Origin of the sequence: Streptomyces sp. NPDC006207, assembly GCF_040613835.1 — a bacterium.
Taxonomy (GTDB): domain Bacteria; phylum Actinomycetota; class Actinomycetes; order Streptomycetales; family Streptomycetaceae; genus Actinacidiphila.
The window spans coordinates 57,073-81,785 of the sequence record NZ_JBEXSX010000019.1 but is presented as its reverse complement, the minus strand read 5'-3'; the positions used below and the strand labels follow the sequence as shown (position 1 = coordinate 81,785).

Sequence of the window (24,713 nt, the reverse complement as noted above, 5' to 3'; positions counted from 1 at the left end):
TAGGAGCCCCCATGGCCATCGACCTCACGGGCCGCCACTTCCTCAAGGAGCTGGACTTCGCCCCCGAGGAGTTCCGCGGGCTGGTGGACCTGGCCGCCGAGCTGAAGGCGGCCAAGAAGGCGGGCACCGAGGTCCGGCGGCTCGCCGGCCGGAACATCGCCCTGATCTTCGCCAAGACCTCCACCCGCACCCGCTGTGCCTTCGAGGTCGCCGCGGCCGACCAGGGCGCGTCCACGACCTACCTGGACCCGGCCGGCTCCCAGCTCGGCCACAAGGAGTCGGTGAAGGACACCGCCCGCGTGCTCGGCCGGATGTACGACGGCATCGAGTACCGCGGGACGGGCCAGGAGGTCGTCGAGGAACTGGCCGCCCACGCCGGGGTGCCGGTGTGGAACGGCCTCACCGACCAGTGGCACCCCACCCAGATGCTCGCCGACGTGCTCACCATGGCCGAGCACTCCCGTTCCCCGCTGGGGGAGACCGCCTACGCCTACCTCGGCGACGCCCGCTCCAACATGGGCAACTCGCTGCTGGTCACGGGCGCCCTCCTCGGCATGGACGTCCGCATCGCCGCCCCGGAGCAGCTGTGGCCGGACGACGGCGTCGTCGCCGAGGCGCGGCGGCTCGCGCAGGCCACCGGCGCCCGCGTCACCCTGACCGAGGACGTCGCCGAGGGGGTCGCCGGCGCGGAGTTCGTCCACACCGACGTCTGGGTGTCCATGGGTGAGCCCGCCGAGGTGTGGGACGAGCGCATCGCGCTGCTGAAGCCGTACGCCGTGACCACGGACGTGCTGCGGGCCACCGGCCGCCCCGACGCGAAGTTCATGCACTGCCTGCCCGCCTTCCACGACCTGGGCACCACCTTGGCCCGGGAGATCCACGAACGGCACGGGCTGACCTCGCTGGAGGTCACCGACGAGGTCTTCGAGTCGGCGTGCTCCATCGTCTTCGACCAGGCCGAGAACCGGATGCACACCATCAAGGCCGTGCTCGTCGCCACGCTGGCAGGCATGTGAGGCGCCGCGCATATCGCGCACTCGTGACGGCGGTCACGAAGGAGTGATAACTTCGCGGTGTTGGCAAGCCTGCCTCCCCCGCGAAGGAGGACGTGCCCATGAGCCCCTACCGAGGCTCCGCAGGCCGGACCGAGGAATGGCGGCACCTGCGCGTCGAGCGCGCCGACGGCGTCGTCACCGTCACCCTCGACCGGCCCGACAAGCTCAACGCGCTCACCTTCGGCGCCTACGCCGACCTGCGCGACCTGCTCACCGAGCTGCCCCACCACGGCGACACCCGCGTGCTGGTGCTCGCCGGGGCCGGTCGCGGCTTCTGCTCCGGCGGGGACGTCGACGAGATCATCGGTGCCACCCTCGCCATGGGCGCGGGCCAGCTCCTGGACTTCACCCGCATGACCGGGCAGGTCGTCCGCGCCCTCCGCGAGGCCCCCTTCCCCGTCGTCGCCGCCGTCCACGGCGTCGCGGCCGGAGCCGGTTCCGTCATCGCCCTCGCCTCCGACTTCCGGATCGTCGAGCGCTCGGCCCGCTTCGCCTTCCTCTTCACCAAGGTCGGCCTCGCGGGCGCCGACATGGGTGCCGCCTACCTGCTGCCCCGCATCGTCGGCCTCGGCCATGCCACCCGGCTGCTGATGCTCGGCGACACCGTCGGCGCCGCGGAGGCCGACCGCATCGGCCTGGTCAGCGAGCTCGTCGACGACGGGCAGGCGGACGCGAGCGCCGCCGCCCTCGCCAAGCGCCTGGCGGCCGGCCCTGCGCTGGCGTACGCGCAGACCAAGGCCCTGCTCACCGCGGAGCTCGACATGCCGCTCGGCGCGGCCGTGGAGATGGACGCCGCGACCCAGGCGCTCCTGATGACCAGCGAGGACTACGCCGAGTTCCACGCCGCGTTCACCGACAAGCGCAGCCCCAACTGGAAGGGCCGTTAGCCGTGCGGGTGGCCATCATCGGCGGCGGCCCCGGCGGGCTCTACGCGGCCGCACTGCTCAAGCGCCTCGACCCGGAACGCGAGATCACCGTTTGGGAGCGCGGCTCGCCGCAGGACACCTTCGGCTTCGGCGTCGTGCTGTCCGACGAGACGCTCGGCGGCATCGAGCACGCCGACCCGGTCGTCTTCCGTGCCCTGGAACGGGAGTTCACCCGCTGGGACGACATCGACGTGCGCCACCGCGGCCGTGCCGTCACCTCCGGCGGCCACGGCTTCGCGGCGGTGGACCGGCGCACGCTGCTGGCGGTCCTCCACGACCGCTGCCGCGAGCTCGGTGTGACCGTCCGCAGCCGCGAACTCGCCCCGGCCGCCGAACGGCTGGCCCGCGACCACGACCTGGTCATCGCCGCCGACGGCGCGGGCAGCGCCACTCGCGGCGCCCACGCCGCCGTCTTCCGCCCCACCCTCACCGGCCACCGCTGCCGCTACATCTGGCTCTCCACCGACCTCGTCCTGGACGCCTTCCGCTTCGAGATCGCCGAGACCGAGCACGGCGTGATGCAGGCCCACGGCTATCCGTACCGGCCGGACGCGAGCACCTTCATCGTCGAGATGCGCGAGGACGTCTGGCAGCGCGCCGGGCTGGACCGGCTGGACGAGGCCGAGTCGATCGCCCGCTGCGAGAAGATCTTCGCCGACGCCCTGCACGGCCACGGCCTGCGCGGCAACCGCTCCCGCTGGATCGCCTTCACCACCGTCGTCAACGAGCGCTGGCGGCACGGGAACATCGTGCTCCTCGGCGACGCCGCGCACACCGCGCACTTCTCCATCGGCTCCGGCACCAAGCTCGCCATGGAGGACGCCCTCGCCCTCGCCGCCTGCCTGCACGAGCAGCCCGGCGTCCCCGAGGCGCTGGCCGCCTACGAGGCCGAGCGCAAGCCGGTCGTCGCCAGCACGCAGCGCGCCGCGCGGGCCAGCCTGGAGTGGTTCGAGCACCTGGAGCAGTACACCGCCCAGCCGCCCCGGCAGTTCGCCTTCAACCTGCTCACCCGCAGCCGCCGGGTCACCCACGACAACCTGCGGCTGCGCGACGCGGAGTTCACCGCCTCCGTGGAGCGGGAGTTCGGCACCGGTCCGGACACCCCGCCGATGTTCACCCCCTTCACCCTGCGCGGGCTGACCCTGCGCAACCGGGTCGTCGTCTCGCCGATGGACATGTACTCCGCCACCGACGGCACCCCCGGCGACTTCCACCTCGTCCACCTCGGCGCCCGCGCCCTCGGCGGCGCCGGCCTGGTCATGACGGAGATGGTCTGCGTCAGCCCCGAGGGCCGCATCACCCCCGGCTGCGCGGGCCTGTGGAACGACGGGCACGAGGACGCCTGGCGCCGCGTCACCGACTTCGTGCACGCCCGGCCCGGGGCCGCGATCGGCCTCCAGCTCGGCCACAGCGGCCGCAAGGGCTCCACCCGGCTGATGTGGGAGGGCATCGACCAGCCGCTCCCGGAGGGCAACTGGCCGCTCGCGGCCCCCTCCCCGCTGCCGTACCACCCCCACGTGAGCCAGGTCCCGCACGCCCTGGACGCCGGCGGGCTCGCCGCGATCCGCGACCAGTTCGCCGCCTCCGCCGCGCGCGGCGCCCGCGCCGGGTTCGACCTGCTGGAACTGCACTGCGCCCACGGCTACCTGCTCTCGTCCTTCCTCTCCCCGCTCACCAACCGGCGCACCGACGCCTACGGCCGCGACCTGACCGGTCGGCTGCGCTTCCCCCTGGAGGTCTTCGACGCCGTCCGCGAGGTCTGGCCCGCCGACCGCCCGATGACCGTCCGCATCTCCGCCACCGACTGGGCCGAGGGGGGCACGACCGCCGACGAGGCGGTCGAGATCGCCCGGGCCTTCGCCGCCCACGGTGCCGACGCCATCGACGTCTCGACCGGCCAGGTCGTCGCCGACGAGGCGCCCGACTTCGGCCGCTCCTACCAGACCCCCTACGCCGACCGGATCCGCAACGAACTCGGGGTGCCCGTCATCACGGTCGGCGCCATCTCCTCCTGGGACGACGTCAACTCCCTGATCCTCGCGGGCCGCGCCGACCTGTGCGCGCTCGCCCGCCCCCACCTCTACGACCCCAACTGGACGCTGCACGCAGCCGCCGAACAGGACTACTCCGGCCCCGGCGCCCCCTGGCCCCTCCCGTACCAGGCGGGCAGCCGCCGTCCGCCCACGGGCCGCACGGACGCCCCCCGCCCCCGGCTCACGCTGGACGTGTGAGAGGCGGCAGCCTCAGCCGAAGGCGGAGGTGTCGAGGGCGAACGCGAACGGCTCGGGGAGGTCGAGCTCCTTGCCGAACAGCACCCGGACGTCCTGGCGGTAGTCCTCGGCGTCCGGCTCGCTGTACAGGGTGACCGTGCCCTCGGTGCGGTCCACCAGCAGGTAGAACGGGATACCGGCGGCGGCGTAGCCGCGTCGCTTCGGGCCGCGGTCCTTGTCCGGGCGGGAGGACGTCACCTCGACGGTCATCACGACGCCGTCCGCATCTGCCCACGAGTCGAGACCGCGGAAGAAGCGCCGGGGGGCCACGGATGCGTCGGGGACGAAGCGGCCGAGCGGGGTGATCAGCCCCTTCGTACCCACGCCGTACAGTTCTGCGGCGGACTTCCTGGCGATCTGCCAGAGCAGTTCGCCGACGGCGTCCTCGTGGTCTCCGTCGGGCGGCGGGGTCACGACGATCTCCCCCTCGATCAGCTCGGCGCGGTACCCCTCGGGCACCGTGAGGTCGAGGAAGGCGGCGAGCACGGCGTCGCCGCCGGGGCCCGAGCGTTCGGTCGCGGGCAGTGCCATCTCGCGTACCTCCTCGATCGTCGTGGTTCCGCTCCGATGTGGTCAGGTTATGCCCCGCCGGGTGGCGCGGGCGTACATCCTGCCAACGATCACCGGAGGAGGGCGGTCACGCCGTGGGGCCGGCGGACCGCGCGAACTCCGCCCCCGCGTCGTGCAGCCGCGCGTGCAGGCTCTCGAAGACGGCGGCGGCGCGGCCGCCGGGCCAGTCGGGCGGGAGGAGGGCGGGCGCCAGGCCCGGGTCGGCGTAGGGGAGGCGGCGCCAGGAGTCGAGGGCGCGCAGGTAGTCCGCGAAGGCCTCCTGCGGCGGGGTCGCCTCCCGGGCGGCCCAGGCGCGCAGCACGGGCTCGTGGGCGTCGAGGAAGGCGTGGTGGCGCTTGGCGACGGCGTCGAGGTCCCACCAGCGGCGCACGGCCGCGGCCGTCGGTTCGAAGCCGAGGTGGGTGCCGGTGAAGAGGTCGACGTAGGTGTCCAGGCCGAGCCGGCGCAGGGTGTGCAGGGCCTCCTCGTGGAGGCGGGCGGGCGCGATCCACACGCCCGGGGCGGCGGTGCCGAAGCCCAGCCGGGCCAGGCGCGAGCGGAGCAGGTGCCGCTTGTGGCGCTCGCTCTCCGGCACGGAGAAGACCGCGAGCACCCACTCCTGGTCGCCGGCTCCGCCGGCCGGGTGACCGTAGATGCGGCGATCGCCGTCGGCGAGCAGCTGCCGGGCGTCCTCGGACAGGGCGTAGCCCGCGGCGCCGGCGACGCGGTCCGGCTCCAGCAGCCCGCGGCGCTTGAGCCGGGAGACCGCCGAGCGTACCGACTGCGGGTCCACGTCCACGGCGCCCATCAGCCGGATCAGCCCGGCGACGGGTATCCGCCCGTCCCAGGCCTCGGCCCGGCCGTAGGCGCCGAAGAAGGTCACGATCAGCGAACTGGGGGTGTGCTCGGTCACGCGATCACTGTAGGTCGCGCAGCCGGAAGCGCTGCAGTTTCCCGGTGGGAGTGCGGGGCAGGGCGTCGAGGAAGGCGATCTCGCGCGGGCACTTGTAGCTCGCGATCTCCTCCCGGGTGAAGGCGCGCAGCGCCTCGACCGTGTGCTCGTCGCGCGGAGGGCCGTCCCGCAACACGACGAAGGCCCGGACGATCTGGCCGCGCTGGTCGTCCGGCACGCCGATGACCGCGGCCTCCCGTACGTCGGGGTGGCGCAGCAGCGCCTCCTCGACCTCGGGGCCCGCGATGTTGTACCCCGACGAGATGATCATGTCGTCGGCGCGGGCCACGTAGCGGAAGTAGCCGTCCGGCTCGCGCACGTAGGTGTCGCCGGTGAGGTTCCAGCCGTCGCGCACGTACTCCCGCTGCCGTTCGTCCGCCAGGTAGCGGCAGCCCGTGGGACCGCGCACCGCGAGCAGCCCCGGTTCGCCGTCCGGCACGGGGGACAGCGTCGAGGGGTCGACGACCCGGGCCTGGTAGCCCGGCACCGGCAGGCCCGTGGTGCCCGGCCGGATCACGTCGTCGGCGGCGGAGATGAAGATGTGCAGCAGCTCCGTGGCCCCTATGCCGTTGATGATCCGCAGCCCCGTCGACTCGTACCAGGCGTGCCAGGTCGCCTCGGGCAGGTTCTCGCCCGCCGACACGCAGCGCCGCAGCGAGGACAGGTCGCGGGTGCCGTGCGAGGCGAGTATGGCCCGGTAGGCGGTGGGCGCGGTGAACAGCACGGTCACCGCGTGCTCCGCGACGGCCCGGGCGAGCTGTTCGGGGCCGGCCTGCTCCAGCAGCAGCGCCGACGCCCCCACGCGCAGCGGGAAGACGACCAGGCCGCCCAGCCCGAAGGTGAAGCCCAGCGGCGGGCTGCCGGCGAACACGTCGGCGGAGGTCGGTCGCAGTATGTGCGCGGAGAAGGTGTCGGCGATCGCCAGCACGTCCCGGTGGAAGTGCATGCACCCCTTGGGCCGTCCGGTCGTCCCGGAGGTGAAGGCGATCAGCGCGACGTCGTCGGCCGAGGTCTCCACCGCGGGGAAGGGGTCCGGCCGGTCGGCTGCGAGCCGCAGCAGATCGTCCGGCGCCTCCCCGCCGTACGTGGCGATGCGCAGCCCGGGCGCCTCGCACTTGGCGAGGTCGTCGACCGCGCGGATGTCGCACAGTGCGTGCCGGACGGCGGCGATCTCGCAGATCGTCGCCAGCTCGTGCGGGCGGTGCGCCGCGAGCACGGTCACCGCGACCGCGCCCGCCTTCATGACGGCGAACCAGCACGCCACCAGCCACGGCGTGGTGGGGCCGCGCAGCAGCACGCGGTTGCCGGGCACCACCCCTAGCTCGTCGGTCAGCACGTGCGCGATGCGGTCGGAGGCGGCGCGCAGGTCCGCGTACGACCAGACCTCACCGTCCGGCATCCGCAGGCAGGGCGCCTCGGGCAGGCCGGCGGCGAGGAGTTCGGTGCCGCAGTTGACCCGGCCGGGATAGGCCAGTTCGGGGAGGTCTTGGGTCAGGACGGGCCACTGGTCACGCGGCGGGAGGTGATCCCGCGGGAAAGTGTCCACGTGTGCTGATGGCAGCAGGTCCATGGCGGGTTCGCCCCTCGTTGGCCCCTGGTTGCGGACGGATTCAGCGTAACGTGTTTGTGACGGCAGTCAACGGTACGCGATACGGGAGGTGCCGCGTGGCATCGTTCGCGCTGGACCCGGAACAGCTCAAGTGGTGCGCACAGGTCCGTGATTGGGCCGCCGAACGGCTCCGGCCGCTGGCGGGGTCCGGCGAACCCGGGCGGGTCAACCGGCCGCTGCTCGCGGCCCTCGGCGAACTCGGCCTGCTGGGGCGCCTCTTCCCCGGTACCGCCCTCGAGCTGTGCCTGCTCCGGGAGTCCCTGGCCCGGGAGTGCACCGAGGCGGAGACCGCACTCGCCCTGCAGGGCCTGGGCGCCCACCCCCTGCTGGAATCCCCCGAACTGGCCGCCCGCTGGATCCCGCGGGTCGTCTCCGGCGAGGCCGTCGCGGCCTTCGCGCTCACCGAGCCGGGCGCAGGTTCCGACGCGGCCGCCCTCGAACTGGCCGCGGAGCCCGCCCCGGACGGCGGCTGGCGGCTCACCGGCGAGAAGTGCTGGATCTCCAACGCCCCCGAGGCCGACCTCTACACGGTCTTCGCCCGGACCACCCCCGGCGCGGGGTCCCGCGGCGTCACCGCCTTCGCCGTCCCCGCCGACCGCCCCGGCCTCGGCGGCGAACACCTCGACATGCTCTCCCCGCACCCCATCGGCCGGCTGCGCTTCGACGCCGTACCGGTCGGGCGGCACGACGTGATCGGCGAGGTCGACCGCGGCTTCCGGGTCGCCATGACCACCCTCAACCGCTTCCGGCCCAGCGTCGGTGCCTTCGCGGTCGGCATGGCGCAGGCCGCCCTCGACGCCGCCACCGCCCACGCCGCCTCCCGCACCGCCTTCGGCGCGCCCCTGAAGGAGCTCCAGGCCGTCTCCCACGCCCTCGCCGAGATGGCCACCCGCACCGAGGCCGCCCGCCTGCTGGTCTACGCCGCCGCCGAGGCCTACGACTCCAGTGCCCCCGGCACCGCCCGCAGCTCCGCCATGGCCAAGCTCTTCGCCACCGAGACCGCCCAGTACGCCGTCGACGCCGCCGTCCAGATCCACGGGGCCCGCGCCCTGGAGCGCGGCCACGTCCTGGAACACCTCTACCGCGAGGTCCGCGCACCGCGCATCTACGAAGGTGCCACCGAAGTCCAGAGGTCGATCATCGCCAAGGAGCTCTTCGCATGACCCTGAACCGGATCAACCCGCCCGAGCTCTCCCCGCCCACCGGCTTCAGCCACGCCGTCACCGCCACCGGCCGCACCCTCGTCCTCCTCGCGGGCCAGACCGCGCTGGACTCCGGGGGCAAGGTCGTCGGGGACACCCTCCCCGCCCAGTTCGAGCACGCGCTGATCAACCTGCTCACCGCCCTCCAGGCCGCCGGCGGCACCCCCGCCGACCTCGCCCGCCTCACCGTCCACACCACCGACGTCGCCGCCTACCGCGACCACGCGCCCGAACTCGGCCGGATCTGGCGCGCCCTGGCCGGCCGGGACTACCCGGCGATGGCGGTCATCGGCATCACCCGCCTGTGGGACGAGGAGGCCATGGTCGAACTCGACGGCCTCGCCGTGCTCTCCTGACCCGAGGTCAGGAGGAACCCGGGATACGGGGCTGGCCCGGCACGTCGGTGGTGGCCGCTCGCCGTTGCCTGCGTCTGACGGCCGGGACTCGCCGAGGTGGCGGCCGCCGCGTGCCGGGGGCGGTGGCCGGCCGTCACGGTGTCCGCGACGCTTCGCGACGGTGGCTGTGGCGCGGCTCCGCGCGCCGCCGGGCGTACGTCAGGATGGCGCGGCCGCTGCCGGTACGCGACGAGCCCGGGTGGGTGCGTGAGGCCCGGGCCGGGACGCGAGGCGGTGTCACCACCGGTGATGCGGCCGCGGCGTCGTGCGGGGCCCGCGCAGTCGTTGCGGAGGTGGCACCGCTCCGCGCGCGTCCGCCCGGTTCCAAAGGCCCCGCACGGCGGTCAGGGCGGGCCGCCGAGCGCCTCACGCCTGCGCAGCAGGAAGTCCCGTTCGGCATCGTTCTCGGTGCGGGCGGCGGCTGCTCCGTACGCCTGCGCGGCCTCGGGCGTACGGCCCAGGCGGCGCAGGAGGTCGGCGCGGACGGCGTGGAAGGCGGGGTAGCCCTCCAGGGGGAGGCCGTCGACGGCGGCGAGCGCGGCGGCCGGACCCTCGACCTCGGCGAGGGCGACGGCGCGGTTGAGGGCGACCACGGGGCCCGGGGCGAGCGTCGTCAGCTGGTCGTAGAGCGCCAGGATCTGCCGCCAGTCCGTGGCGGCCGCGACCGGGGCGTCGCTGTGCACGGCGCTGATCGCCGCCTGGATCTGGTACGGCCCCGGCCGGCCGCGCCTCAGGCAGCGGCGGACCAGGGCCCGGCCCTCCGCGACCAGCGCCCGGTCCCACAGGGCGCGGTCCTGCTCGGCCAGCGGCACCGCTTCGCCGTCCGCGGCGGTGCGGGCCGGGCGGCGTGCCTGGACCAGCAGCATCAGGGCGAGCAGCCCCAGCACCTCGGGCTCGTCGGGCATGAGCCCGGCCAGCAGCCGGCCCAGGCGGATCGCCTCGGCGCACAGGTCCTCGCGGACCAGGCGGTCCCCGGAGCCGGGCAGGTACCCCTCGTTGAAGACCAGGTACACCACCGCGAGGACGGCGCCGAGCCGTTCGGGCAGGTCGGCCTCGTCCGGGACGCGGTACGGGATCCGGGCGTCGCGGATCTTGCGCTTCGCCCTGACCAGGCGCTGGGCCATGGTGCTCTCGGGGACGAGGAAGGCCCGGGCGATCTCGGCGGTGGTGAGCCCGCCCAGCAGCCGGAGCGTCAGCGCCACCCGTGAGGCCGGGGCGAGCGCGGGGTGGCAGCAGGTGAAGAGCAGACGGAGCCGTTCGTCCCGCACGGGGCCCTCCTCGCCGGGTTCCCGGACGTCCCGGGCGTCCTGCAGCAGGGCGGCCCGGGCGTGCCGGTCCTCGCGGGCCGCCTCCCGGCGCAGCCGGTCGATCGCGCGGTTGCGGGCGGTGGTGATGATCCACCCCGCGGGGCTCGGCGGCAGCCCGGTCCGCGGCCACCGCTGGACGGCCGTGGTGAAGGCGTCCTGGACCGCCTCCTCGGCGACGTCGATGTCGCCGAACCGGCGGACCAGGACGGCCACCGCGCGCCCGTACTCCTCGCGGAAGACCCGCTCGACCTCCGGTGCGCCCGGCTCCGGCACGCCGGCCGTCAGTCCTCGACCTCGTGCGCGAAGGGCCGGACCTCGATGGGCAGCGTGGTCACCCGGGCCAGCCGGCGGCCCCAGGCGAGCGCGGCGTCGAGGTCGGCCGCCTTGATGATCGTGAAGCCGCCGAGGTACTCCTTGCTCTCCGCGAACGGCCCGTCCGTGACGAGCACCTCCTCGCCCCGCGGCCGCAGCACGGTGGCCGTGTCCGGGGCGTTCAGTCCCGCGCCGAAGACCCAGGCCCCGGCCTCCTTCATCTCCCGGTTGAGGACGTCCAGGTCGGCCAGGACCCGGGCGAGGAACTCGGGCGGCGGCGGGGGCCCCTCGGGCTGGTACACGCTGAGCAGGTAGTGCTTCATGTCGGGCGTCCTCGCGGTCCGGGCCGGCCCTTCGCCGGCGTTCCACCCCCTACACGAACGGCGACCGCCCGGATCGACACCCCGCGCCCCCGGATGTCCGGGGGACGGGCGGCGCCGAGGGCGGTCGCCTCGTTCGTACCACGGGTGTCAGCTCCGGCGGCGCGACGACACCTCGTCCCGCACCCGGGAAAGGACCACGGCCGCGTGGTCGAGCCCCGCCGCCCGGCACCGGGTGATCGCGGCACCGAGACGGGACAGGGCCGCGTCCGGCCGGTCCAGGCCGTTCGCCTCGACGAGGGCGGCGACCCGGACGGCCTCGGCGCGCGGCGCCTCGCCCCGCGGCCCGCCCTCCTCGTAGGCGGCGATCGCCCGCTCCAGTTCGGCGAGCGCCTCGGGGAAGCGCTCGGCGCCGGCATAGGCCCGGCCGCGCTGGTAGTGCGTGGCGCCGCTCTCGTACCAGAGGGCGAAGTCCTCGTCGTCCGCGGGCACGGCCGCCAGCACCTCGTCGGCCTCGCGCAGGTGGTCCAGGGCGGTCTCCAGGCCCTCGGCGCCGTGTGCCGAGACGGCGGAGCCTGCGAAGTCCCGCATCATCTCCGCGACCGCGTGCGGGTTCGGCCCCTTCGCGTGCGAGGCGACGGCGCGGTCGTACGCGGAGCGCGCCGCGTCCTCGCGGCCGGCCTGCAGCAGGGCGACGGCGGCCTCGCAGGCGGCGAGCGTGTGCGTGAACTGCTCCTCCCACCCCTGGACGGCGTCGGCCAGCAGCAGGAACTGCTCGGCGCTCGCGCGGTGCTCCTCCAGTTCCCGCAGGCCCCGCGCCAGCAGCAGCCGGGCCTGGGCCAGGGCGCGTTCGTCCATGCCGGCCGCGGCCTCGTCGCAGACCAGCGACTCCAGCACGGCGACGGCGTCCGCCTGGCGGTCGGCGCGGGCGAGCACGTCCGCCAGCTCCACCCGCAGCTCGGCGGCGCCCGTGGCGTCGTCCTCGCGGTCCAGCCGCGCCGCGGCGTCGGACAGGTGGCGTACGGCGGCGTTCAGGTCGCCCGCGTGGTCGGCGGCGTGGCCGAGCAGCGCGTGGGTGCGCGCCACCGGGAACGCGGTGTCGTTATGGGCGGTGGCCGTGGCGAGCGCGCCGTGGAACTGCTCCATGGCCTCCTCGGGGCGGTGCTGCTGCAGCAGCACCTGGCCGAGCAGGCCCCGCGGGCGGGTGGCGCGCCAGGGCGTCCCGGCCGCCTCCACGACCCGCAGCGCGCTCCGCAGTTCCCGTTCGGCCCCGTCCAGGTCCCCGGAGCGCGCCGCGAGATCGGCGGCGGACATCCGGGTGTTGACCGTGCGCTCCGGGATGCCGAGCCGCTCCGACTCCGCCAGGGCCTCGGCCACGGCCGCCTCGAAGCGCTCGCGCAGTTCCGCCGGGACGTCCGGCAGCGTGGCCGCCGCCTCGGTGTGGGCGAGGTAGGCACGGCACTGCAGCACGACGCAGTAGGCGCGCCGGACCTCGGCGGAGCCCTCGCCGTCCACCAGTGCGCGGGCCTCGGTCCGCACCGCGTCCAGCTCCGCCCGGCCCGCGACGGCCTCCGGGCCGGGCTCCACGCCCACCGACGCCAGCCGCGCGCGGGAGGTCAGGACGCGCTCGGGCATGCCGGCCAGGGCGAACAGCTCCCGTGCCTCGGTGAGCGCGGCCCTGGCCGCCGTCCGGTCCTCGTCCTCCATGGCCGCGAAGGCGCGGTGCTCGGCCAGTTCGGCCCGCAGGCGCTCCTCCGGGCCCAGCCGGGGGTCGTGCACATGGCCTTCGGTGCCGGCGCGCTCGGCGATCCGGCGCCACAGCTCCTCGTCGCCGGGACGGCCGGCGTCCCCCATCTCGCGGGCCCTCTCCACCAGTTCGACGAAGTCCTCGGGCACCTCCCGCCCGGCCACGGCGACGGGCGGGGCCGTCGCCGCCGGCCCGGCCGCGGGTGACGGCACGGCCGCGGTGCGCAGACCGAGTGCCAGCGGCTCGGCGAGCGGCGGGCGCCGGGTCAGGCGTGCCCGGCGGCGCTCGCCGACGGCGGCGGTGCCGTTGCGCCGGTCGAACGCCGCGGCCAGGGTGTCGCCCTGCTCGCTCACGTGGTCCTGCAGTTCCCGCGCGGTCCAGGTGCGCCCCAGCGGTCCGGCGACGGGGGCCGCGTCGTACCCCTCGTCGACCAGGCGCCGGGTGAGGACCTCGACGCCGGTGAGGAAACCGAGCAGCGACAGCGGCGCGCCGGTGGTGCCGAACAGGGCGCGGTTCTCGGCGAGGATCTCCAGCGCCCGGCCCTCGTTGCCGGACAGCGCGCAGAACTCCACGTGCAGTCCGGTCTCCTCGGCCATGCCGATCCGGCCCCGGGCGTGCCGGTAGCCCGTCAGATGGTGGGAGCGGGCCTCGTCGGTGCGGCCGAGGCGCAGCAACGGCAGCAGGGCGTGGGCCTGGGTGACCCAGGGCTCCTCCTCGCAGGTCTGGACGCCGTCGAGGACCGGTTCCCAGGTCCGCAGGGCCCGCTCGTCGTCGCCCGCCGCGAGGTGGTGCAGTCCCTGGTGCCGGGTCTCGCAGGCCGGGCAGTCGCTGAGCCGCTCCTGGCGCCGGGTGACCCACAGGTCCCAGGCCGTCTCGCGGTCCGCGCCGGTGTGGGCGGCGATCCGGTGCCGCATGGCCGCCACCGGCTGCAGGCCCTCACCGGCCGCCCGGTAGCGCTCGCCCATCTGGCCGACCCACCCGTGGACCGTCGCCAGCGGGACGTCCGGCACCTGGAGCAGCGAGGTCGTCACCCACTTGTGGCGCCACAGCACCTGGTGGCCCTCCCACTCGCTGAAGGAGCCGGGCACCTCCTCCCACAGCTTGAGGATCCGGGCGAAGACGACCGGCGACTTGCGGTGCTCGGCGGCGTACTCGTACGCCGACATGAGTTCGAGCAGCGCCGTCACGAGGACGTCCTTCTCCTCGAACTGCTCGGCCGCCTCGACCAGTTCCTCGGCGGTCACGGTGCGGGGCGTTCCGTAGGGGCGCTCGTTGTTCTCGCGGAGCGCCTCGAACACGGCCTCGGGGGTGTCCAGCATCAGTGCTCCTTGGCGTCCGGCCCGGACGCGGGGGTGTCCTGGTCGTGCATGGCGTGGGTGAGCAGACCGATGAAGGCCCGGTTGAGCAGCGCGCTCTCCGAGGACTTCAGCGGCCGCCGGGTGAGCAGCAGCGCCTGCCCGTACAGGGCCTCGGCCGTGGTGAGGGCCAGTCCGCGCTCGGTGACGGTGGCGGCCCGGCGCACCAGCGGGTTGAGGTGGTTGAGGACGAGCTGCGCCCGCGGGGCCTGCGTGCGCAGCGAGCCGAGGATGTCCGCCCACAACCCGTCGCTGCTCTCCGCGAGGCCGGACCGGGTGCGCTCGTGGCGTGCCTCGCGGTCGTCCAGGAGCAGCGCGGGCGCCGTGACCGGCTGGAAGGCCCGCAGCACGACGTCGCAGTCGTACTGGCCGACGACCTCGCGGGCGACCGCGAGGAAGGAGGCGGCGGCGAGTTCGGCGGCCGAGTCGACCGGGTCGAGGTGCGCGGTCATGGTGGCCGGGTCCAGGTCGGTGACCGTGGTGCCGGGACGGATCTCCGGCAGCCGGTGCACCAGGTCCCGGTCGTAGGTATAGCCGCCGTTGACGACGCCGAGGCCGGCCGCCGCCGCGATCGGGGCGACCTGCCGGAACTCGTCGACGCTGCGGGTGACCAGCACCGTGGGGTGGGCGCGGGCGAACTCCTCCAGGGTGACGTTGCCGTCCGTGGTCTCGAAGGGCAGCCACGGCAGCAGCATCCGCAGCAGCGCGTCGTCGTAGCGGGCCAGCGCCTTGACGGCGAGGTGGTGGCTGTCGATGAAGCGCCGCAGGAGCGCCGGGTCGCTGGCGGCGAGCCCGGTCAGCCAGTCGCGGATGCGGGCGCCCAGCGCGTCGCGGACGGCGGCCAGGGTCTCGTCCTCGTACAGCGCCTCGCGGGAGGCCGTCGGGCGCAGGCTGGTGACGTCCACGACGCAGCGGACGAAGAACGCCCACTCCGGCAGGAGCTCGGCGGCCCGGTCCGAGAGCAGCATGCCCTTCAGGTGCACCCGGTGCCCGGCCCGCTCCGACGGGTTGACGGGGGTCGGCAGCACGTAGGCCACGCCGCGCAGCCCGGCGACGGGAAGGTCGAGGTCGATGGTGTCGAGCGGGGTGAAGCCGAACGACGCGCGGCAGTGCTCGGCCAGCGCCTCGGCGCGGGCCAGCGGGGAGCCGTGGCGGCGCTCCCACGGAGGGGTCTCGTTGATCAGGGTCGTCTCGCCGCGCGGGTCGACGACGGTGACCTCGTGCCGCAGCAGGCTGCCGTAGTGCCGGGCCAGCGACGCCACCCGGCCGGGCTCCGTCCACTCGCCGGCGTCCGCGCGCGGGGTCAGCGTCACGCGCGTGCCCGGCTCGGGCAGCGCGTCGGCGGGGAGCGTGCGCAGGGTGTAGCTGCCGTCGGAGCGGCCGCGCCATTCGACGGCCGGGGCGCCGGGGGCGGTCGCCGGGCGGCTGACGACCGTGATCTCGTCGGCCACCACGAAGCAGGCCAGCAGCCCGATGCCGAACTGGCCGATGAAGTCGCCGCGGGCGGCCTCGATCTCGCCGTCGGCGGCGCGCTTGGAGCTGCGCCCGATGGTGGCGAGGAAGGTGTGCACGTCGGCCTCGCTCAGCCCGACACCGGTGTCGGTGACGCTGAGCGTGTCACCGGTCCGCACGGTGATCCTGGCCGGTGCGCCCGGCTGGACCGCCTGCCGGGCGGTGATCGCGTCGACGGCGTTCTGCAGCAGCTCCCGCAGGTAGACGCGGGGGCTGGAGTAGAGGTGGTGGGAGAGCAGGTCGACCAGGCCGCGCAGGTCGACCTGGAACGTGTGCGCTGACGGGGACTGGGACACCGAAGGGGCCTTCCGGGCGGTGCGCGGACGGGGAACGGGGCGCGGGGCGGTCAGGGACGTCCGGCGCGGGACCGCAGGGTGCGGTAGGCCGCCACCGGGTCGTTGCCGTTGAGGTACTGCCACGGGAACTCGGTGACGACTCCGCCGGTGGCGGCGAAGGCCTCGGCCGCCGCCTTCTTCTCGCCGGCCAGCGCGAAGGCCATGGCGAAGGTGTTGAGCGTCCCGACCGGGTCGAAGGAGCCCTGGTACGCCGGGTTGCGGTAGGAGCGGTCCGCGGCCTCGTGCAGCTCCTTCTCGACCTGCAGGCGGAGCATGTACGCCGTGTCGTCGCCGCGGTCCAGGTCGCCCCAGTGCTCGAGGTGCGCGACCGCGACGAGCACGCCCATGTCGCTGCCCTCGGGGGCGGCCAGCATGGACTCCCGGGCGAAGGCGTGCATCTCCTCGTGCGAACCGCCCCACTTGCGGCACACCTGCTGCAACTGCTGCTGGTGCGCCCCCAGGTGCAGCGGGGAGCGCCGTACGGTGGCCTCGAAGCGCAGCCGCGCGAGGTCCGGGCCGACCTGCAGCCCCCGGCCGCTCATCTGCAGGAAGTACCAGGGGGACGCCCATGCTGGTTCGAGCTCCGCGGCCCGGTACAGCAGGTCCTCGGCCACCTCGAGGCGCTCGTGGAACACCTGGAACTGCTCACGCGAGACGTGCTGCGCGCGCAGTCCGGTCCGGGCCTCCCAGGCCCAGGTCACCTGGCGGGCGCCCGCCACCAGCCGGGCGAGCCCGGAGTCGGGCTCGGCCGCCACGACGGCCGGCATCCAGCGCTCCCAGCCGTCGACGTCCACGACGTTCGCCACGAGCCAGCTGCGCTCACGGTCGTCGGTCACCGCCGACAGCCGCTCCCGGATCGCGGGCCAGTCCGCCGCGGCGGCGGCCGCGCGCAGGCCCGCGAGCGCGGGGTTGCCGCGCGCCGGGTCGAGCCGGGGCGACGGGCGCGGCGCCCACCGCCTCAGTGAGAACGCGGAACTGCGCCGCGCGTTGCCGTCCACCGTTCCGCCCGCGGTACCACCTCGGACCGCCACCATGAAGACCCCCTCCTGGCCTGGCCGTTCCTCCCCCATGGGCCATGATCCGCGGCCCGGAGCATGACTATCACGGCCACCTTGCGGGGGAGTAGCCGGTTCGCCGGCCAGGAGGGGCGGGACGGGTCAGATGTCGCGGAACGTCTCGATCTGCGCCCCGATGGAGTTGAGCCGCTCGGCCAGCTCCTCGTAGCCGCGGTTGATGACGTACACGTTCCGCAGCACCGAGGTGCCCTCGGCGGCGAGCATCGCCAGCAGCGTCACCACGGCGGGCCGCAGGGCCGGCGGGCACATCATCTCGGCGGTGCGCCAGCGGGTCGGGCCCTCGACCAGCACCCGGTGCGGGTCCAGCAGCTTGACGTTGGCGCCGAGCCGGGTCAGCTCGGTGAGGTAGATGGCGCGGTTGTCGTAGACCCAGTCGTGGATGAGGGTCGAACCCTGGGCCGTGGCGGCGATGGCCGCGAAGAAGGGCACGTTGTCGATGTTGAGGCCCGGGAAGGGCATGGGGTGGATCTTGTCGATGGGGGAGCGCAGCTTGGAGGGGCGCACGGTGAGGTCGATCAGCCGGGTGCGGCCGTTGTCGGCGGGGTACTCGGCGGAGCGCTCGTGGTCCAGGCCCATCTCCTCCAGGACCGCCAGCTCGATCTCCAGGAACTCCACCGGCACCCGCCGGATGGTCAGCTCGGACTCGGTGACCACGGCCGCGGCCAGCAGGCTCATGGCCTCCACCGGGTCCTCGGAGGGCGCGTAGTCCACGTCCCGGTCGATCTCGGTGACACCGTGCACGGTCAGCGTGGTGGTGCCGATGCCGTCCACCCGGACGCCCAGCTCCTCCAGGAAGAAGCACAGGTCCTGGACCATGTAGTTCGAGCTGGCGTTGCGGATGACGGTCACCCCGTCGTGCCGGGCGGCCGCCAGGAGCGCGTTCTCGGTCACGGTGTCGCCGCGCTCGGTCAGCACGATCGGCCGCCGCGGGGCCACCGAGGGGGCGACCCGGGCGTGGTACATCCCGCTGGTGGCGGTCACCTCCAGCCCGAAGTGCCGCAGGGCGGTCATGTGCGGCTGGACGGTACGGGTGCCGAGGTCGCAGCCGCCCGCGTACGGGATGCGGAAGCGGTCGGTGCGGTGCATCAGGGGGCCGAGGAACATGATCACGCTGCGGGTGCGGCGGGCGGCGTCGGTGTCCATGGCGTCCAGCTCCAGCCGCGCCGGCGGGACGACCTCCAGGTCGTTGCCGTCGTTGATCCAGCGGGTCCGCACGCCGATGCTGTTCAGCACCTCCAGGATGCGGTAGACCTCCTCGATCCGCGCGACGCGGCGCAGGGTGGTCCGCCCGGAGTTCAGCAGCGTGGCGCACAGCAGCGCCACGCACGCGTTCTTGCTGGTCTTGACGTCGATGGAGCCGGAGAGCCGGCGCCCGCCCACGACACGCAGGTGCATGGGACCCGCGTAGCCGAGGGAGACGATCTCGCTGTCGAGCGCTTCACCGATTCGGGCGATCATCTCAAGGCTGATGTTCTGGTTCCCGCGTTCAATACGGTTCACCGCGCTCTGGCTGGTCCCGAGCGCCTCCGCCAGTTGGGACTGGGTCCAGCCCCGGTGCTGGCGGGCGTCACGGATGAGCTTGCCGATGCGTGCGAGGTAGTCGTCTCCCATGCGGAGAGACTATCTCACATATGAGATGGCAACCCGAGCTCCAGGTCCAGCAGGTACCGCTTGCGCTCCAGTCCGCCCCCGTATCCGGTGAGGCTGCCGGAGGCCCCGACCACACGGTGGCAGGGCACGATGATGCCGACCGGGTTGCGTCCGCCTGCGAGTCCGACGGCGCGCGACGCGCCGGGGCTGCCGAGCTCCTCCGCCAGCTGACCGTACGTCATCACGGTGCCGTACGGGATGGCCCGCAGACCCGCCCAGACTCGCTGCTGGAAGGCGGTGCCGCGCAGGTCCAGCGGCAGGTCGAAGGCGGTCAACTCGCCCGCGAAGTACGCCCGCAGCTGCTCGGCGGCCCGCGCGAACGGCGACGTCACCGGGTCGCGGCGCGCGCCGAAGGACTCCTCCGGCGGACGGTGACGCTGCGCGGGCATGTAGAGACCTGACAGGACGCCGTCGGTCGCGACCAGGGTCAGCGGCCCGACGGGGCTGTCGATCACGGCGTGCGTGCGAAGGGACATGATCATTCCTCAGGCCGGTTCGGCGGGCAGGACGTTGACGGGGTGGTCGCCGGTCGCCCACAGGTGCTGCACGGCGTACGCGCGCCACGGCCGCCAGGCCGCGGCCCGCCGGACGAGGGCCGCGGGGGTCGTGGGGAGGCCCAGTTTTTCCGCGGCCGCCCGTACGCCCAAATCGGTGGCGGGGAAGGCGTCCGGGTCGCCGAGCGCCCGCATCGCGACCACCTCGACCGACCACGGGCCGAAGCCCGGCAGCGCGGCGAGCTGCCGCCGGGCCTTCCCCCAGTCGCTGCCGACGTCCAGGTCCAGGCGCCCCTCGGTGAGCGCGGCGACCAGGGAGGTCAGCGTGGCCCGCCGGGTGCCCGGCATCGCCAGGGACCCCGGGTCCAGGGCCGTCAGCGCCCACGGCGAGGGGAACAGGTGGGTCAGCCCGCCCCCGGGGTCGGCGACGGGCTCTCCGTGCGCCGCCACCAGCCTGCCGGCCAGCGTGCGCGCCGCGGCGGTCGACACCTGCTGGCCGAGCACCACGCGCACCGCGAACTCGGGCCCGTCCACGGTGCGCGGCACCCGGCGCCCGGGGTCCTTGTCCACGTAAGGGGCGAGCAGCGGGTCCTGCCGGAGCAGCCCGTCGACGGCGACCGGGTCGGCGTCCAGGTCGAGCAGCCACCGGCAGCGGCTGATCGCATGCGACAGGTCCCGCCAGTCGGTGAGGGAGAGTCGGCAGGCGACGTGGTCGGGCTCGGGCCGCAGGGCCACGATCCCGTGGCCGTGGGGCAGCCGCAGTGTGCGGCGGTACGCACCCTCCCGCCACTCCTCCACGCCCGGCACGGCGGTCGCGGCCAGGTGCCCGAAGAGGTTGCCGGGGCACAACGGTGCCCTGAAGGGCAGCCGCAGCGCCAGCGAGCCCGCCACGTCGGCGGCGGGGGCGCGGTGCCGCCCCCGTGCCGCCCGCGTCCGCAGCTCGCTCGGGGTGAGCGCGAAGACCTCGCGCACGGTGTCGTTGAAGGTGCGGATGCTGCTGAAGCCGGCGGCGAAGGCGACGTCGGCCATGGGCAGCGCCGAGGTCTCGACCAGCAGGCGGGCCGTCTGCGCCCGCTGCGCACGGGCGAGGGCAAGCGGCCCGGCCCCGAGCTCGGCCCGCAGCTGCCGCTCCACCTGCCGGGTGCTGTAGCCGAGACGTGCCGCGAGCCCGGGTACGCCGTCCCGGTCGACGACCCCGTCCGCGATCAGGCGCATGGCGCGGGCCACCAGGTCCGCCCGCTCGTTCCACCGCGGGGAACCGGGGGCGGCGTCGGGGCGGCAGCGCTTGCAGGCGCGGAACCCGGCCTGCTGGGCGGCGGCCGCGCTCGGGTAGAAGGTCATGTTCCGCGGCTTCGGCGGCACCGCGGGGCAGCCGGGCCGGCAGTAGATGCGGGTGGTCAGCACCGCGGTGAAGAACCACCCGTCGAAACGGGAGTCCTTCGACTGCACGGCGCGCACACAGCGCTCGAAGTCCTCATGCACATCCCCCAGCATCCGTGGCCCGCGCGGGCCGGGGCTAGCGAGAATCCGACGTGGACGTACGGGGAGGCGGCGCGGGACGTACGTGTCGGAAATCCGCCGGACCCGGGCCCCGGCCGGTGATGGACTGCGGTCCGTGATCAGCGAACTCAAGGCCAAGGCCGAACTCTTCCGCTCCCTCCACGTCCCCGGGCGCCCGTTGCTCCTGGCCAACGCCTGGGACGCCGCCAGTGCCCGCGTCGCCGAGCGCGCCGGGGCCGCCGCCGTCGCCACCACCAGTTCCGGGGTCTCCTGGACCCTGGGCACCGCGGACGGCGACCACGTCGACCGCGGCCTCGCGCTGGAACTGACCGCGCGGGTCGCCGCGGCCGTCTCCGTCCCGGTCAGCGCCGACGTCGAGGGCGGCTACGCGGCCGACCCCGAGGGCGTCGCGGAGACGGTGCGGGCGGTGCTGGCCGCGGGCGCGGTCGGGATCAACATCGAAGACTCCCACGACGGCGGCCCCGCGCCGCTGCGCACGGCCGACGGACAGGCCGCCCGCATCGCCGCCGCCCGCCGCGCCGCCGACGAGGCCGGGGTGCCGTTGTTCGTCCACGCCCGCACCGACACCTTCCTGCGGGGCGCGGGCGACCTGGGGGAGACCCTGGAGCGTGCCGCCGGCTACCTCGCGGCGGGCGCCGACGGCATCTTCGTGCCCGGCGTGACCGACCCGGCCGTCGTCGCCGCCCTGGCCGAGGGCATCGACGCCCCCGTCGGCATCCTCGCGGGGCCCGGCGCGCCGCCGGTGTCCGTGCTGGCCTCCGCCGGCGCCGCGCGCGTCAGCCTCGGCAGCGCGGTCGCCGAGGCCGCCTACGCCCTCGTCGACCGCGCCGCCCGCGAGCTCCTCGCCACCGGCACGTACGCCGCCGCCGCGGGCGGCATCCCCTGGGGCGAGCTCAACGCACTGATGCTCCCGCAGGCCTGAGCGCGGGGCCTCACGGCGGCACCCAGGCGGGGCGGGACGGACCCCCGGGGGCATGGGAAAGGGCGTGATGCCGCATACGGGCGGCCCAGCGCATGACCCGGCAGCGGTGATGTATTAGAGTTATCTCGACATCGAGATATCTGCCAAGGCGCACCGCTGCCGCCAGAGGTAAGGCTCACCTTACTTAGCCTTACCTTAGCGGATCGGCCAGGGGTCGAAGCGGCAGCATTGCGGTGGTACGCGCAAAGTTACGAAGGAGACTGTCGTGTCGGCGAACAGCTTCGACGCCCGCAGCACCCTGCAGGTGGGCGACGAGTCGTACGAGATCTTCCGGCTGGACAAGGTCGAGGGCTCCGCGCGCCTCCCTTACAGCCTGAAGGTGCTGCTGGAGAACCTGCTCCGCACCGAGGACGGCGCCAACATCACGGCCGACCACATCCGTGCGCTCGGCGGCTGGGACTCCCAGGCCCAGCCGAGCCAGGAGATCCAGTTCACGCCGGCCCGCGTGATCATGCAGGACTTCACCGGCGTGCCCTGCGTGGTGGACCTCGCCACCATGCGCGAGGCCGTCAAGGAGCTGGGCGGCGACCCGTCCCGCATCAACCCGCTGGCCCCGGCCGAGCTGGTCATCGACCACTCGGTCATCGCCGACAAGTTCGGCACCCCGGACTCCTTCGCGCAGAACGTGGAGCTGGAGTACGGCCGCAACAAGGAGCGCTACCAGTTCCTGCGCTGGGGCCAGACCGCGTTCGACGAGTTCAAGGTCGTCCCGCCGGGCACCGGCATCGTCCACCAGGTGAACATCGAGCACCTGGCCCGCACCGTCATGGTCCGGAACGGCCAGGCCTACCCCGACACCCTCGTCGGCACCGACTCGCACACCACCATGGTCAACGGCCTCGGCGTGCTGGGCTGGGGCGTCGGCGGCATCGAGGCCGAGGCCGCCATGCTCGGCCAGCCGGTCTCCATGCTGATCCCGCGCGTCGTCGGCTTCAAGCTGACCGGCGAGCTCCCCACCGGCACCACCGCGACCGACCTCGTGCTGACCATCACCGAGATGCTGCGCAAGCACGGTGTCGTCGGCAAGTTCGTCGAGTTCTACGGCGAGGGCGTCTCCGCCACCTCGCTCGCCAACCGCGCCACCATCGGCAACATGTCGCCGGAGTTCGGCTCCACCGCGGCGATCTTCCCGATCGATGCGGAGACCATTAACTACCTGAAGCTGACCGGCCGTTCGGAGCAGCAGCTCGCGCTCGTCGAGGCGTACGCCAAGGAGCAGGGCCTGTGGCTGGACCCGGCCGCCGAGCCGGACTTCTCCGAGAAGCTGGAGCTGGACCTCTCCACGGTCGTACCCTCCATCGCCGGCCCCAAGCGCCCGCAGGACCGCATCGTCCTCGCAAACGCCGCCGAGCAGTTCAAGAGCGACGTGCGCAACTACGTCGACACCGCGGACGAGTCCGGGAAGGAGTCCTTCCCGGCCTCCGACTCCCCGGCCGCCACCAACGGCGTCCCGACCCGCCCGACCCTGGTGACGGCTCCCGACGGGTCCACGTACGAGATCGACCACGGCGCCGTCACCGTCGCCGCGATCACCTCCTGCACCAACACCTCGAACCCGTACGTCATGGTCGCCGCCGCCCTGGTGGCCAAGAAGGCGGTCGAGAAGGGCCTGACCCGCAAGCCGTGGGTGAAGACCACGCTCGCCCCGGGTTCCAAGGTCGTCATGGACTACTACGACCGCGCCGGCCTCACCCCGTACCTGGACAAGATGGGCTTCAACCTGGTCGGGTACGGCTGCACCACCTGCATCGGCAACTCCGGCCCGCTGCCGGACGAGGTCTCCAAGGCCGTCAACGAGCACGACCTGGCCGTCACCTCGGTGCTGTCGGGCAACCGCAACTTCGAGGGCCGGATCAACCCGGACGTCAAGATGAACTACCTGGCGTCCCCGCCGCTGGTCGTCGCGTACGCCATCGCCGGCTCCATGAAGGTCGACATCACCAGGGACGCCATCGGCACCGACACCGAGGGCAAGCCGGTCCACCTGCAGGACATCTGGCCCTCCGAGCAGGAGGTCAACGAGGTCGTCGCCGCCGCGATCGGCCAGGACATGTTCGCCTCGTCCTACCAGGACGTCTTCGCCGGCGACGCCCAGTGGCAGTCGCTGCCGATCCCGACCGGCAACACCTTCGAGTGGGACCCGCAGTCGACCTACGTCCGCAAGCCCCCGTACTTCGAGGGCATGAAGGACCAGCCGGACCCGGTCACCGACATCTCCGGCGCCCGCGTGCTGGCCAAGCTGGGCGACTCGGTCACCACCGACCACATCTCCCCGGCCGGTGCGATCAAGGCCGACACCCCGGCCGGCAAGTACCTCACCGAGCACGGTGTGGAGCGTCGTGACTTCAACTCCTACGGCTCCCGCCGCGGCAACCACGAGGTCATGATCCGCGGCACCTTCGCCAACATCCGCCTGCGCAACCAGATCGCGCCGGGCACCGAGGGCGGCTACACCCGCGACTTCACCGCCGACGGCGGCCCGGTGTCGTTCATCTACGACGCCTCCCAGAACTACCAGGCCGCCGGCATCCCGCTGGTCGTCCTGGCGGGCAAGGAGTACGGCTCCGGCTCCTCCCGCGACTGGGCCGCGAAGGGCACCGCGCTGCTGGGCGTCAAGGCCGTCATCGCCGAGTCGTACGAGCGCATCCACCGCTCGAACCTGATCGGCATGGGCGTCCTGCCGCTGCAGTTCCCCGAGGGCGCCTCGGCGGCCTCGCTGGGCCTGACCGGTGAGGAGACCTTCTCGTTCACCGGCATTACCGAGCTCAACGACGGCACCACGCCGCGCACCGTCAAGGTGACGACCGACACCGGCGTCGAGTTCGACGCCGTGGTCCGCATCGACACCCCCGGTGAGGCGGACTACTACCGCAACGGCGGCATCATGCAGTACGTCCTGCGCTCCCTGATCCGCAAGTAGGGATCACCGCGTCCGGACCCGACGAACGGGCCCGCACCCCTGCCGGGGGTGCGGGCCCGTTCGCGTTACCGGCAGGTCTCAACTAGGGAAAGCTGTCCGTCAAAAGCGCGCATGACCTTGCCCACCTCGCGGGAAGTGGACTATACCTGTCGGCGTCCAGGAGGCCCGCTGAACGCGGGCTTGCGCGGGGGGAACAACGGGTGCGTGGCCCGTGCACAGATTCA

Annotated in this window: 18 protein-coding genes; 7 read left to right on the top strand and 11 right to left on the bottom strand. The window is 73.9% G+C overall.

Annotated elements, in window-relative coordinates; all coding sequences use genetic code 11:
* Positions 1–11 precede the first annotated feature (11 nt).
* From argF to ABZ312_RS17625, 3 genes are all read left to right on the top strand, one after another.
* Entirely contained in the window at positions 12–1,016 is a 1,005-nt protein-coding gene (gene argF, locus ABZ312_RS17635; RefSeq protein ID WP_500321851.1) for an ornithine carbamoyltransferase, read from the top strand.
* A gap of 98 nt (positions 1,017–1,114) precedes the next feature.
* Positions 1,115–1,942, top strand: coding sequence for an enoyl-CoA hydratase family protein (locus ABZ312_RS17630; RefSeq protein ID WP_499514561.1), 828 nt, complete (start codon positions 1,115–1,117; stop codon positions 1,940–1,942).
* 2 nt (positions 1,943–1,944) lie between these two features.
* Positions 1,945–4,212: a bifunctional salicylyl-CoA 5-hydroxylase/oxidoreductase gene (locus ABZ312_RS17625; RefSeq protein ID WP_500321849.1), complete on the top strand. Its 2,268-nt coding sequence runs from the start codon at positions 1,945–1,947 to the stop codon at positions 4,210–4,212.
* Positions 4,213–4,224: 12 nt separating this feature from the next.
* Here ABZ312_RS17625 and ABZ312_RS17620 read toward each other — a convergent pair whose 3' ends face one another.
* The 3 genes from ABZ312_RS17620 to ABZ312_RS17610 all read right to left on the bottom strand — a co-directional run bounded on the left by ABZ312_RS17620 (position 4,225) and on the right by ABZ312_RS17610 (position 7,322).
* The gene (locus ABZ312_RS17620; protein ID WP_500438084.1) at positions 4,225–4,782 is read right to left on the bottom strand and encodes a Uma2 family endonuclease; all 558 of its coding nucleotides are present in this window, start codon (positions 4,780–4,782) and stop codon (positions 4,225–4,227) included.
* Between the two features lie 106 nt (positions 4,783–4,888).
* The gene (locus tag ABZ312_RS17615; protein WP_500438083.1) at positions 4,889–5,713 is read right to left on the bottom strand and encodes a PaaX family transcriptional regulator; all 825 of its coding nucleotides are present in this window, start codon (positions 5,711–5,713) and stop codon (positions 4,889–4,891) included.
* 4 nt (positions 5,714–5,717) lie between these two features.
* Positions 5,718–7,322 (bottom strand): AMP-binding protein, encoded by a 1,605-nt coding sequence (locus ABZ312_RS17610; protein ID WP_500438081.1) that lies wholly within the window; start codon positions 7,320–7,322, stop codon positions 5,718–5,720.
* Between the two features lie 95 nt (positions 7,323–7,417).
* Between ABZ312_RS17610 and ABZ312_RS17605 the strand changes: the two genes are divergently transcribed.
* Positions 7,418–8,524: an acyl-CoA dehydrogenase family protein gene (locus tag ABZ312_RS17605; RefSeq protein WP_500438079.1), complete on the top strand. Its 1,107-nt coding sequence runs from the start codon at positions 7,418–7,420 to the stop codon at positions 8,522–8,524.
* On the top strand, positions 8,521–8,919 hold the full coding sequence (locus tag ABZ312_RS17600; protein ID WP_500321844.1) for a RidA family protein: 399 nt from the start codon (positions 8,521–8,523) through the stop codon (positions 8,917–8,919). The genes ABZ312_RS17605 and ABZ312_RS17600 overlap by 4 nt, the downstream gene beginning before the upstream one ends.
* Positions 8,920–9,302: 383 nt before the next feature.
* Here ABZ312_RS17600 and ABZ312_RS17595 read toward each other — a convergent pair whose 3' ends face one another.
* From ABZ312_RS17595 to ABZ312_RS17560, 8 genes are all read right to left on the bottom strand, one after another.
* The gene (locus tag ABZ312_RS17595) at positions 9,303–10,538 is read right to left on the bottom strand and encodes an RNA polymerase sigma factor (protein WP_500321843.1); all 1,236 of its coding nucleotides are present in this window, start codon (positions 10,536–10,538) and stop codon (positions 9,303–9,305) included.
* A gap of 8 nt (positions 10,539–10,546) precedes the next feature.
* Positions 10,547–10,900 carry a YciI family protein gene (locus ABZ312_RS17590; RefSeq protein ID WP_500438077.1) on the bottom strand — a complete coding sequence of 118 codons (354 nt, stop codon included), beginning with the start codon at positions 10,898–10,900 and terminating at the stop codon, positions 10,547–10,549.
* 147 nt (positions 10,901–11,047) lie between these two features.
* Positions 11,048–13,963, bottom strand: coding sequence for a hypothetical protein (locus ABZ312_RS17585; protein ID WP_500358074.1), 2,916 nt, complete (start codon positions 13,961–13,963; stop codon positions 11,048–11,050).
* On the bottom strand, positions 13,963–15,807 hold the full coding sequence (locus ABZ312_RS17580; RefSeq protein ID WP_500321839.1) for an HSP90 family protein: 1,845 nt from the start codon (positions 15,805–15,807) through the stop codon (positions 13,963–13,965). The genes ABZ312_RS17585 and ABZ312_RS17580 overlap by 1 nt, the downstream gene beginning before the upstream one ends.
* Before the next feature lie 50 nt (positions 15,808–15,857).
* The gene (locus ABZ312_RS17575; protein WP_500321838.1) at positions 15,858–16,880 is read right to left on the bottom strand and encodes a hypothetical protein; all 1,023 of its coding nucleotides are present in this window, start codon (positions 16,878–16,880) and stop codon (positions 15,858–15,860) included.
* 123 nt (positions 16,881–17,003) lie between these two features.
* Positions 17,004–18,533 (bottom strand): helix-turn-helix domain-containing protein, encoded by a 1,530-nt coding sequence (locus ABZ312_RS17570; RefSeq protein WP_500358070.1) that lies wholly within the window; start codon positions 18,531–18,533, stop codon positions 17,004–17,006.
* 14 nt (positions 18,534–18,547) lie between these two features.
* A complete protein-coding gene (locus ABZ312_RS17565) occupies positions 18,548–19,054 on the bottom strand; it encodes a methylated-DNA--[protein]-cysteine S-methyltransferase (RefSeq protein ID WP_500358068.1) in 507 nt (168 codons plus the stop codon).
* A gap of 3 nt (positions 19,055–19,057) precedes the next feature.
* On the bottom strand, positions 19,058–20,548 hold the full coding sequence (locus tag ABZ312_RS17560) for an AlkA N-terminal domain-containing protein (RefSeq protein WP_500438075.1): 1,491 nt from the start codon (positions 20,546–20,548) through the stop codon (positions 19,058–19,060).
* Positions 20,549–20,681: 133 nt separating this feature from the next.
* Here ABZ312_RS17560 and ABZ312_RS17555 point away from each other — a divergent pair, with 133 nt between their 5' ends.
* Positions 20,682–21,509, top strand: coding sequence for an isocitrate lyase/PEP mutase family protein (locus ABZ312_RS17555; RefSeq protein ID WP_500321834.1), 828 nt, complete (start codon positions 20,682–20,684; stop codon positions 21,507–21,509).
* A gap of 265 nt (positions 21,510–21,774) precedes the next feature.
* Positions 21,775–24,489, top strand: a complete 2,715-nt coding sequence (acnA, locus tag ABZ312_RS17550; RefSeq protein WP_500321833.1) for an aconitate hydratase AcnA — start codon at positions 21,775–21,777, stop codon at positions 24,487–24,489.
* The last annotated feature ends 224 nt before the right edge of the window (positions 24,490–24,713 follow it).